This is a genomic window from Mesorhizobium sp. M4A.F.Ca.ET.020.02.1.1 (assembly GCF_004022645.1).
GTDB lineage: Bacteria > Pseudomonadota > Alphaproteobacteria > Rhizobiales > Rhizobiaceae > Mesorhizobium.
Map to the genome: position 1 here is coordinate 1 of NZ_RZOI01000139.1, position 10,514 is coordinate 10,514.

At 59.2% G+C, this 10,514-nt stretch carries 8 protein-coding genes and 4 pseudogenes; 4 read left to right on the forward strand and 8 right to left on the reverse strand.

The window, feature by feature from the left end; all coding sequences use genetic code 11:
• Nucleotides 1-380: 380 nt before the first annotated feature.
• Nucleotides 381-653 (reverse strand): annotated as a pseudogene (locus EN742_RS11880) (transposase); the annotation flags it as partial.
• A gap of 263 nt (nt 654-916) precedes the next feature.
• Here EN742_RS11880 and EN742_RS11885 point away from each other — a divergent pair.
• Nucleotides 917-1,516: pseudogene (locus EN742_RS11885) on the forward strand (transposase); the annotation flags it as partial.
• A gap of 70 nt (nt 1,517-1,586) precedes the next feature.
• Here the strand turns inward: EN742_RS11885 and EN742_RS11890 are convergent.
• Nucleotides 1,587-1,829 (reverse strand): annotated as a pseudogene (locus EN742_RS11890) (transposase); the annotation flags it as partial.
• 958 nt (nt 1,830-2,787) lie between these two features.
• Between EN742_RS11890 and EN742_RS11900 the strand changes: the two are divergent.
• The gene (locus EN742_RS11900; RefSeq protein ID WP_128332837.1) at nt 2,788-4,590 is read left to right on the forward strand and encodes an ABC transporter ATP-binding protein; all 1,803 of its coding nucleotides are present in this window, start codon (nt 2,788-2,790) and stop codon (nt 4,588-4,590) included.
• 473 nt (nt 4,591-5,063) lie between these two features.
• A pseudogene (locus EN742_RS38680) lies at nt 5,064-5,161 on the forward strand (7-cyano-7-deazaguanine synthase); the annotation flags it as partial.
• A gap of 48 nt (nt 5,162-5,209) precedes the next feature.
• Here EN742_RS38680 and EN742_RS11910 read toward each other — a convergent pair.
• The 6 genes from EN742_RS11910 to EN742_RS11935 form a co-directional block, all read right to left on the reverse strand.
• On the reverse strand, nt 5,210-5,332 hold the full coding sequence (locus EN742_RS11910) for an exopolysaccharide production repressor protein (RefSeq protein WP_245492299.1): 123 nt from the start codon (nt 5,330-5,332) through the stop codon (nt 5,210-5,212).
• Between the two features lie 82 nt (nt 5,333-5,414).
• Nucleotides 5,415-5,693 (reverse strand): ferredoxin III, nif-specific, encoded by a 279-nt coding sequence (gene fdxB, locus EN742_RS11915; RefSeq protein ID WP_128332839.1) that lies wholly within the window; start codon nt 5,691-5,693, stop codon nt 5,415-5,417.
• 31 nt (nt 5,694-5,724) lie between these two features.
• Nucleotides 5,725-5,928 (reverse strand): CCE_0567 family metalloprotein, encoded by a 204-nt coding sequence (locus EN742_RS11920; protein ID WP_095517143.1) that lies wholly within the window; start codon nt 5,926-5,928, stop codon nt 5,725-5,727.
• Nucleotides 5,929-5,974: 46 nt separating this feature from the next.
• Nucleotides 5,975-6,418, reverse strand: a complete 444-nt coding sequence (locus EN742_RS11925) for a DUF269 domain-containing protein (RefSeq protein WP_245492300.1) — start codon at nt 6,416-6,418, stop codon at nt 5,975-5,977.
• A gap of 328 nt (nt 6,419-6,746) precedes the next feature.
• Nucleotides 6,747-7,904 carry a TlpA disulfide reductase family protein gene (locus tag EN742_RS11930; RefSeq protein WP_128332840.1) on the reverse strand — a complete coding sequence of 386 codons (1,158 nt, stop codon included), beginning with the start codon at nt 7,902-7,904 and terminating at the stop codon, nt 6,747-6,749.
• Between the two features lie 448 nt (nt 7,905-8,352).
• On the reverse strand, nt 8,353-8,547 hold the full coding sequence (locus tag EN742_RS11935; RefSeq protein WP_128332841.1) for a hypothetical protein: 195 nt from the start codon (nt 8,545-8,547) through the stop codon (nt 8,353-8,355).
• Between the two features lie 949 nt (nt 8,548-9,496).
• Here EN742_RS11935 and EN742_RS11940 point away from each other — a divergent pair.
• A complete protein-coding gene (locus tag EN742_RS11940) occupies nt 9,497-10,282 on the forward strand; it encodes an acetoacetate decarboxylase (RefSeq protein ID WP_029356505.1) in 786 nt (261 codons plus the stop codon).
• Nucleotides 10,283-10,514 lie beyond the last annotated feature (232 nt).

The window sequence follows — 10,514 nt, forward strand, 5'->3', positions numbered from 1 at the left end:
TCTGACGAAGAAGCCCTATAATGTCGTCGCCGTTGCTCTTGCGAACAAGATGGCGCGGATCGTTTGGGCGCTGATGACTACGGGCAGCGCTTCGCAACTTCGCCGGCAGCGTGACGTAGTCGCAGAGGAGACGCAGAGATTGGTGAGGTGCTGATGGTTTGATGGTGGACGGTCGAACCGGGATCGGACAAACCCGCTCAGTGGGTGCCGCTCAAAAAGCGCGTTGACCTGTCTGGGATCCGATCCGCGGACTTCATCAGGGCCAGCGGCATGAACAGGCCGCACTCAAAGGCCGAATACATGCCTGCACCCGACCGACCTGTCATCAATGTCAGAAAGCCCTTGCCACGCGGAGGCCGTCCATACATGCCACTGAACTTTCATCCAGTGGCGATTAGAGCCTCGGCCGTTTCTGTTACGCCGTATGGCGCGATTTGAGCAACCGGCGGAGACGCGAAGCCTTCATTGAGCGCAGCGTCGGAGCCGGTTGCGGCGAGGGTTCCGGCGAAGGCCGCCGGGGTCAGGTAGCCGAGCGAGGAATGCGGCCTCGCGGTGTTGAAGTCCTGCCTCCATTCGGCAATGGCACTGCGGGCGTGGTCGAGGCCGAAGAACAGGCTCTCGTTCAACAGCTCGTCGCGCATACGGCCGTTGAAAGGTTTCGACGCATCCGTATCCGGCATGGTTGTTCTCGGTGCCATCGTTTGTTCGGTCGTCAGGGTTGGCTAAGCTTGGCGGATCCGGGCCACGGGGCACCAGGAGCACGCAAGTGCGGGCAGGCCATCGTATGCAGATGAACTGCGAGTTCGAGCACATTATCTGGCCGCCCCAACGACTCGCCCGGATGCGCTGCGAGCGCGGATCCGTATTGTCGTGTTGCCCGCAGGCTCCCTGTTCGTGACCAACGATGGAGGGAACCGTGCGTATTATCGGCATGGACATACATCGCGTAGCCGCCGAGGTTGTGTCGTTGCTTGATGGCGAAATCGTCAAGCTCGGCCGCGCACAAATGCTACGCAATAAGCTCGAGGAGTTCGCCAGAAGGGAACTCACCCACGATGATCATGTGGTGATCGAGGCGACCGGCAATGCTGCGGCCGTCGCTGAAGTGCTATCGCCGTACGTGGATCGGATCGTGATCGCCAATCCCAAGCAGGTGCATATGATCGCGCACGCGAAGGTGAAGACTGACGCGATCGACGCCACTGTCCTTGCGAAGCTCTACGCCTCGGGCTTTCTGCCGGAGGTCTGGGTTCCGGATCCGGGGACCCTTGCGCTCCGAAGACAGATCACCAGGCGGACACAACTGGTTCGCCAGCGTTCGCGGCTGAAGAACCTGATCCAGTCAATCCTCCACGCCCACCTGATCCCGCCGTGTCCGCATGGGAACCTCGTCGGGATCAGCGGGCGCAAATGGCTGACGAGGCAAATATTGCCTGCGGATGAGCGCGCCGCCATCGAGCGCCACCTCGGCTTGATTAACCAGATCAACGAGGCGTTGACGGTGGTCGAGGCGGATACATTTATGCAACTGGAATCGTCGTCGGCGATGTCGTGAACCCTTGCACGGACGGGGCGGACCATACATTTTTTGAAAGAAGCTCGCGCAATGCCGAGGCTTCGAGTATGTGGTCGGCGAGCAGCTTCTTCAGCTTCGCGTTCTCGTCTTCCAAGGCTTTCAGCCGTTTGGCATCGGAGACGTCCATCCCGCCATACTTCGCCTTCCAGTTATACAGCGTCGCCTCGGAGATCCCATGCTTGCGCGCCAGGTCGCCCGCCTTTGCTCCCGCCTCATGCTCACGCAGCTCTTCCGTAAACCGCTTTCTCTTCATCAGTCCGTCCTTCAATCGAGGCCGGACTCTAATCTCAGATGGAGGAAACTACTCGTGGCAGGTCAAGTTCGAACAACTGTTGGGATTGAGCGATATCATCAGTCATATCGAGGAATAGGCCTAACTCGAACGCAATCCGCGGGAGTTCCATGATCTCTCCTTCAGTTGCGTCCTCATTGATGCACAGTTTGCTCCAGCCCAGCATCGCAACATACGTAATCAGCGGGAATCTGAGCCGGGGCTCCTTCCGCCACCTGGAGACGGACCTTCAAGAGTCGTGCCAGCCTGGGAGCGAAGCTTTTTCTTCGTTGTCAATCGACTGGGGCCAGGTACCCGGGAGGCGAACCGAACAGCACTGTGTCGGGGAGCGCACAATCCGACAGTGGAGCATTCGATTGCCGGATATGGGCAGGGAAGTATCCGCAGCGCCTTTTTAAATCATCACCTCGGTCCCGGTCATGTGAGCGGCCACGTAGCCCAGGACTGATAACATAATTATAAACCAAGTCTCTAAGCGGAATAAAGCCGTCGATCCAGATATCTATACTCCCAACGCGCTTCGCACCTGGAACGACAAGAAAAATATACTGCAACTGATCCTCAGCTGATCGAGGCAACGTGTTCACCACGTGATGGTCGCCAAACAAGCTCCGCTTATGGCGTAGAGAAGAACAAACTCGCTGTTCAATCGCATTTCTTTCCACTCTCCGTCGGGTTGGCGAGACCGTGACGATCGCGTTCGCCTGACTCCCGACAGACTTCTTACCAGGTTCAGTAATCTGCAGAAGTTTTTCTGAGACTCTTTCCGCTCAGTTGGCACGACTTTTGAACCTCACCGTAGCGAGGCGGCAGGAGCTGCCCACCGAAATTGATGTGTTGTGGGTGATGCCGGCAATCCGAGTTTTCTCATTCAACTTCCTGGGGGACCGAGCGTGTTGATGCGCCGCGCTTTAAAATCATGAAACGTTTCCCCGTCCATGGACGCGGCGCCACTGGTCGCGACGTACTCGCCTTCACTGTCCGCCACTGGAGCCGGCAGCCGGTGCGGCTCGCGATCATCATGGCTGCGATGCTTGCCTCCACGCTGGCTGACGTGCTGATGCCGGTCTATTCAGGTCGTCTCATCGATGCTGTTGCAGGTGGCGCTGCTGTGGCAGCACCAGCCTGGCATTCGGCCCTTGCAGCCTTCTCTGTACCGATTGCGCTTGCGCTCGCTGCCATTGCCATGCGCCACATCGCCTTCATTGGTCTGAACGACCTTTTGCTGAAGATGATGTCCGATGTCGCGAACGAAGCGTTCTATCATGTCCAGCGCTTTTCGACAGACTGGCATGCGAACAGCTTCGCCGGCTCGACAGTGCGCAAGATAACGCGCGGCATGGGGGCGCTCGACCCCCTAAACAGCACAATATTGGTCGCGCTGTTCCCGTCCTTTATCATCTTGGTAGGTTCGACGGCGCTGCTCGGCTGGCACTGGCTGGTCATGGGGCTGATCTTTGCTTGCGGCTCTCTGATCTATCTTGCGTTTTCGATTTCGCTGTCGCTCAGCTATGTCGCGCCGGCGGCGAGCCTTGCCAACCAATGGGACACAAAGCTCGGCGGCGCGCTTGCGGACGCGGTCAGTTGCAACGCTGTGGTCAAAGGCTTCGGCGCCGAGGTCCGCGAAGACGCGCGCCTTGCAAATATCATGACCAAATGGCGGCACCGCACGCGCAGGAGTTGGGTGCGGGTAACGATCATCGGCTCAACCCAAGCCGTCACTTTGGTTGCGCTCAGGGTAGCGGTGATCGGATATGCCTTGCTTCTGTGGTCGCATGGAGAGGCAACGCCGGGCGAGATTGCCTATGTTCTCACCTCCTTCGTCGTCTTACAGGGCTATCTGCGTGATGCTGGCATGCATGTACGCAACGTGCAGCGCTCGGTTAATGAGATGGAAGAACTGGTGGCCATCCACAATCAGCAGCTGGATGTTGCGGATCGTCCAGAGGCCAAGCCGATCCGGATCACGGCGGGCCACATCGATTTCCAGAAAGTCCACTTCCGCTACGCCAACCATCCCCTGCCGCTCTATAGCGAATGTTCGCTGTCGATTGAAGCTGGCGAAAGGGTTGGGTTGGTTGGACCCTCCGGTTCCGGCAAGACAACATTCGTGAAGCTCATCCAGAGACTCTACGACCTGAGCGGCGGCCGGATACTGATAGACGGCCAGGACGTCTCCGAGGTGACCCAAGAGTCGCTTCGTTCGCAGATCGCGATCGTGCAGCAGGAGCCGATCCTGTTTCACAGGTCACTTGCCGAGAATATCGCCTATGGCCGGCCTGGCGCGAGCCAGGCCGAGATCGAGCAAGCGGCACGGCTGGCCAGTGCGCACGACTTCATCGCGCCCCTGCCGAAGGGCTATCGGACCTTGGTCGGCGAAAGGGGTTTGAAGCTCTCAGGCGGCGAACGCCAGCGGGTGGCGATCGCGCGCGCCTTCCTGGCAAACGCGCCGATCCTCATCCTAGACGAGGCGACGTCAAGCCTCGATTCGGAATCCGAGGTGCTCATTCAAGAAGCGATGGATCGGCTGATGGTTGGTCGGACCACGCTTGTCATCGCACACCGGCTGTCGACGGTCCGCGCGCTCGATCGTCTGCTCGTCTTCGACCGCGGCCGCATTGTCGAGGACGGCGATCATGCGGCGCTGGTCGGTATCGATGGTGGCATTTACCGCCGCCTATATGAACGGCAGGCATTGGAACTAGCGAAAGGTCTTGCCTGATCGCCAACCGGGTTGCGCGATGCGCCGAGCCGTTGCCGGAGAGGCGTGTGGCAGTGAGGCCTTACCGACGAGCGGGGGGCGTTACGGCCGGCAAAACCACCACGGCCGGAACTGTCCGCCGAGCGGGCGGGCGGGAATGCACCACGTCTAAGCTTCGGCCAATGCGCGCAGTTACACGCCGGCACCGAATTGTCGCGCCTCACGGCGAACGCACCAAAAGGGCGGCAATGTCGGCGGTCATTTGGGTCCGGGAAGTGTGCGCCCCTCGCCGTTACCCGCATTTCGCCAAAGAAAGCGAAGTCAACGCACATTGAAGAGGGCGGTGCTTCCCGGCCGGCTGGGAGCCCTGTCGCTGGCCCAACCTGCCGCACGCCAGCACGTCAACGCATCAAACTCCCTTCGGTTCGCAAAGGCGTCCCTCGCAGACCCGGAAGCGCAGGAGCTCCGACCGCAGTCTTCGCTCAACTCTCGCCATCTGCTCCGGGGGATTGGATTCCATTCCCTTGCTAGCACAGTGGCAGCTGAGCACGAACTCGCCGGCCTCGTGTCTTTCGATTACGGCCAACGGGCTTAGGAAGAAATTGGTTTCGCCGGCCCTCTGCAGAGCGAATGAACAGTTCTACAGATCATCGACGTTCGCGAAAAAGAGCACGCGGCCGAAGTAGCAGGCCTGAAGCAGCAGCGAACAGGCCAGCGTCGTGACGACTGCCAGGCGGAGCGAATCCAAAGCGAAGTAAACCATCGACGCATTGCTGCACAGGAGCAGCCCTACGAGCCGACAAAAAGATATGAAGTGCACGCCGTTCCCCTGGTTTTTCGCCAGATCATGTTGCGAGCTCGTCGGCCGCAACATGCGTCTGGCAGTTCTTGGGGCAGACGCGGCCGCAGGCTCCGCAGCCGATGCAGCGGCCGGCATCATCGACAACCATGATCATGCGATTGAGCTTGCCGTCGAAATCGTCGTCCTCGTCATCGCAGCGACCGAGGATTTCACCCGCATCATCAACGCCGTGAAGATGCATGACATCGCGCGAGCAGACTTTGAAACAACGGCAGCAGCCGATGCAGGTCTTGCTATCGATGGAGGTCAGGTACGACGGCATCCAAATGGAGCACGGGTGGTTAATGTGCGCATCATCCTAAATTCTTCATTGAAGCGAGTTCTCTCTTGGCAACATCCAACTCGGCATAAACGGCGTGGGTTTTCTCGGCGACTTCCTGTATGTCGGCCCACTTGCCCGGCAGACCCTCGACAAGGTCCTGCAATGCCATCTTGGCAATAGCTGCACGCAACTGGAGCTTTCGGACTTTATTCCTCATCTTATCTAGGTCTGACATAGATCCTTCCTGGAACAATGGTTTTCTTGATGCGCGCCATCTCGGGCTAGGCTTCAATGGCTGCAGTCGCATCGTCGACCAGTTTCGTACCGGCCTCAGCAAGTTTGCGGAAAGTCTCGAAGCCGAACCGGTGGACGTCTCGACAGAACGCCCAACCGCCGGAAGCCCCCACGGGTTTCATTTCTATTGTCGGCGATGTCGACACGCCGGAGCGCTCCTCGATCGCAAGCGCCACGGCCGTGTAAAACATGTCGAGCCTCCACAGCGCGTCAGGATCGGGATCGCCGCCAAAGGGTACCGCACGTTGCTGTTGCTTGGTGATGATGAACTCGGCCAGCAGCTCGGCATCCGAATGGCCCTCCCATAAGCCGAAGGAATCCTGAGTACGGATGAGCCGCAGGAGGCATTTGACAAACGGGGAACCAAGGGCCTCGTCGTCCTTGTTGACAGCAGGGCCACCCGGTGCATGAGGCATTTCGTTGTTCCTCATTTCAGTCTTCGTCTTCGAAGGACGATCTCTTTTTCTGCGATGCCTGGTTCGGGCCCACTTGCGTGGCCGACGAATGGCTTGGGCGGGCCAACCCCACCCAAGAATGCCCCGTGGCCGACCTCGACATGTCCACGAGTGCGAGACCTACGGCGAGAATTCGCGGCGCACATCGTCTGCGCCGCGATCCGACCGGTGGTCAACGCAATTGAAATCCAACCTGCCGCAAGCCGCCCGCCCTTGCTGCATCGACATACTTGCTGCGAAGCGAGCCTCGATGGGCGGATTGGGCAGTGTTCAATTCCAATTGTCATCCCTTCGCGATTCTTGCTCAGGAAGTGACTGCGTTTTGAGTTTCGGGTGCCTTGTTTTGCGGAGCCACACAAAGATCTGCATGACAGGCAGGCTCACCCGTGTAGTTGGCCAGTGCTTGGAGCAACGGGGTGAGATAGTGCTGTTTGGTGTGGTCCGGCATTGGCTCCGGGCGGTCCAGCGATTTGATTGCCACCTCTATCAACTCGACCGCGCGATCCTTGTGGCCGCTCTCGTAATAATACTGAGCGACCGGGATGTACCAATGGAATTTAAGGGGCCCGTCGCCTTGCGGAGGATTAAGTTCCAGGATCTGTTCCGAGAGCTCGTTGCCCATCGCAAAGCGCTCCGCATGCGGAAGATGGGAATTGTCCATCGTGGGATCGAAGAGTTGGTTCAGCGCCATGACCATCCAAGACACCGCCTCGGACGTTTTGTCGATCGCGTCCTCGACCAATTCTCGCATGACCGGCATGCCGGTCTTGATGTCGCGCAGCTTGTGAAGCAGAAGATCCGCATGAATCTGCCGGAACTCACAAGAGTCTGGCATCAAGGCGAGGCCTTCTTCGATGGCCAAGAGCGCCGCCGTCCAATCCTCGGCCTGCATCGCCGGCTCAAGTTTGGCGTATATCGGCCGGGTAAGCGACATTTCGCGCGCTGCAAGTTGGTTATGCGCGATGCGCTTTGCATCGGCGGCTTTCGCTTCATAGCTGCTGCGCCAGCTGCCGTTAAGGACTTTCGGCAAAACGTCATCGAGTTCCGCCGGGTGGCCAATAAAAGCGATGTGGCCGTCGCGGTCGACCACGAACGAGGTGGGAATCCCAATCGAAGAGCTGGGATCCATCCAGAGCTCGTTCATTTCGCCAATGTAATCGAACCCGATACGATAATTCAGATTCGGGAACTTCTCGGTCAGCCAGGCATCCACCTTAGTACGTGCCTCGTCCGCGGTTGCAGCCCGTTCGCCAGCTGCAACTCCGATAATCTCAAATCCGCTGTCTTCATATTTCTCCTGCAGTTCAATCAAATGGGGCATGGCCGTCACACATGGTCCGCACCAAGTCGCCCAAAATTCAACGAGGTAGACCTTGCCGGGCCGAAAGTTCGTGAGGGGCTCGCCACGCAGCCAGTTCTCCACTTTGATCGGAGGAGCCGGGGATCCCATACGCAGTTCCATGATGTTCTTATCCAAAGCTACCCACACCTTTCGTGGCTTTTATGCGTAGTTGGTTTCTCTGTCAGAATCGCAACACACGGATCAGGAAGCCATCGCTCGTCTTGCGCGTTTGCATGCGATTCAGCCCTCTCACCGTGTTGCCGCACATCAAGCAGCAATGGGCGTGCCAACCCCTCTCAGCTCCGGTAAGCGGCGGGGAATGCTTTGAAAATTCTCCACGAGCCCAAACACGGCCGATAGTCGTGAACCTGACATGTCTTCTGCCGCTGTCGGGTTTCGCCCTCTTGAGCCAGCCGCTTTAGGACAGGTGAGAGCTTGGATGGCTCGTCTGTCATTAGACTGGCCGGCGTCCTCGAGCAGTGGCACTTTGGCGCCGGGTCGAAAGTGCGGGGGGCTTGGTCCTCGTGCCGCCACCGCCGCGTGTGGATCCTTGCCTCGTGGACATAAATCACCACGCGGCTGCCAAGTCGGCGGCATTGGGCTCAATCAGCGCGGCGTTGAGTCCCGACAGCACGTAATGCTGCACCGATGTATCGGATGCCCTTCGCTGCCTCCACTTCTGCAGCCAGGCGTCGAGCGACGCTACCTGCCCACGTTCGAGCGCGACTGCAGTAATCTGCGCCGCAGGATAGCCAGCCGCCATTAGAAGGTACTTGGGTCGGATAGGCATTCTGCCAGCAAATGAGGTCCGCTGTATTTCCTCGCGATGGATCACAGGCGTTGTCGGGTGATCGGGCACTATGCAAGGCGCGTCACGCTGACTAGCGCCTCGAACCACACCGGTAAAGACGGCGAGGGTAACAGGACGGATATCGCAAGATCCCTTGAAATGGCTCGTTCCCCCGGCGGAGCGCGTCCAGCTCACCTTGCGGGCGTACCAGCGCCGAATGGGTACGCACGACGTCAACCTGCCTTTGGGCCCAGAGCCTCCTTGCCCTAGCCGCATGGCCGCGGCTGGTCGAGAATTTCTGCTCGTCGAGCAGTAGAACTCTTTCACATGATGGCGAATGCGCGGCGTCCAGTGGGAGAACACCTCGGCATAAAGAGCGTTACTTCCCGGGCCGACGGTGGTGAAGCATAGCGCCCCGGTCGGAGCTATTTGCCTGAGGGGCGGAGGTCCTCTTGCGCAAAAGAACGAGACGTCCTCCCAATCCGCAAGCGGTCCTGTTCGGCGCTATCCGATGTCCGACAACGTCGGAGGCGTAACGTAGCTGAGCAAGATCTATCGCTTTGCCTCGAACGATTCTCATTTGGCATGGCGCGTGCGCGTTGATCCGCAAACCCCGCCATGAGGCGAAATCGGAGCTGGCCGCCACTCCACTTCCTCCTACCACGAGAGCAGACGGGAAGCAGCGCCTTCAAATGAGGAACAAAATCACTTTACCTCGAATCTTGCCTCTCGACCACAACCGGACCCATGGAACCGCGTCCGCGACCATACAATGAGTGCGCCCCGAGGCAATTGCCCAGCGCAAAATGGCTACGCGCGATCACGCCATGCATCCAGGCTAACGAAGGCACCTCGGAGAGCCTCGCCGCCATCATCGAGACCTATCTAAGCCCACTTGAGCCAGCACAAAGGAATTTCAAACATGCACCAAGATACCGTCCGTGGGAGAGCTTTCGCCATGCCCCTGACCAGCCCGGCCTACCCACCCGGCCCATATCGCTTCAGCAACCGGGAGTATCTGATCATCACATATCGCACCGATCCGCAAAAACTGCGCGACCTTGTGCCGGAGCCGCTTCAGGTGTGCGAGCCTCTGGTCAAATTCGAGTTCATTCGCATGCCGGACTCGACGGGCTTCGGCGACTACACGGAAAGCGGACAGGTCATCCCTGTCTCCTTCTGCGGCCGCATGGGGAGCTACACCCACTGCATGTTTCTCGACGACCATCCGCCGACAGCGGGCGGACGCGAGTTGTGGGGCTTTCCCAAGAAGCTCGCCAGCCCAACGCTCCGAACAGAGACGGACACGCTTGTTGGCACGCTGGACTACGGCCCGGTCCGCGTCGCGACGGGTACGATGGGCTACAAGCACCGGGCCGCGGACCTTGCGAGCGTTAAGGCCTCGCTCGCCGACCCGAACTTCCTCCTCAAAATCATCCCGCATGTCGACGGCACGCCGCGCATCTGCGAACTCGTGGAATACCACCTGGAGGACATCGATCTGAGAGGCGCCTGGACCGGCCCGGCAGCCCTGAACCTCTGGTCGCATGCGCTTGCCCCCGTCGCCGAACTGCCGGTGCTGGAAGTAGTCTCGGCCGTACACCTCGTCGCCGATCTCACGCTCGCGCTCGGGAAGGTCGTCCACGACTATCTCGCGGAAGCCGAGCCTCGCCATCGGAAAGGAAGAAACCATGAACTTTCCCAATGATATTTTATTGAACCAGCGCGACGGGGAGCCGGTGGCCGGCTTATCGACAAGGTGGCGGTGATCGCCGAAGCCGCGAGCGGGGTCGGCAAGGAAAGCGCGGTTCGCCCGCGAGGGAGCAAGAGTGGTCCGCGGATCTTGATCACAGCGAAGTCCAACAACGGCGTCCGGGATCGATCGATTGACGAAAAATGGTTGCCAGGGTGAGAGGCAGGTGGAACGCGGCTGATGCAGG

Bases quoted from the DNA above. Each gene is read 5' to 3' on its own strand.
- EN742_RS11900 (WP_128332837.1), top strand. From the start codon at position 2,788: ATGAAACGTTTCCCCGTCCATGGACGCGGCGCCACTGGTCGCGACGTA.
- EN742_RS11910 (WP_245492299.1), bottom strand. From the start codon at position 5,332: ATGGTTTACTTCGCTTTGGATTCGCTCCGCCTGGCAGTCGTCACGACG.
- fdxB (WP_128332839.1), bottom strand. From the start codon at position 5,693: ATGCCGTCGTACCTGACCTCCATCGATAGCAAGACCTGCATCGGCTGC.
- EN742_RS11920 (WP_095517143.1), bottom strand. From the start codon at position 5,928: ATGTCAGACCTAGATAAGATGAGGAATAAAGTCCGAAAGCTCCAGTTG.
- EN742_RS11925 (WP_245492300.1), bottom strand. From the start codon at position 6,418: ATGAGGAACAACGAAATGCCTCATGCACCGGGTGGCCCTGCTGTCAAC.
- EN742_RS11930 (WP_128332840.1), bottom strand. From the start codon at position 7,904: ATGGAACTGCGTATGGGATCCCCGGCTCCTCCGATCAAAGTGGAGAAC.
- EN742_RS11935 (WP_128332841.1), bottom strand. From the start codon at position 8,547: ATGGCGGCTGGCTATCCTGCGGCGCAGATTACTGCAGTCGCGCTCGAA.
- EN742_RS11940 (WP_029356505.1), top strand. From the start codon at position 9,497: ATGCACCAAGATACCGTCCGTGGGAGAGCTTTCGCCATGCCCCTGACC.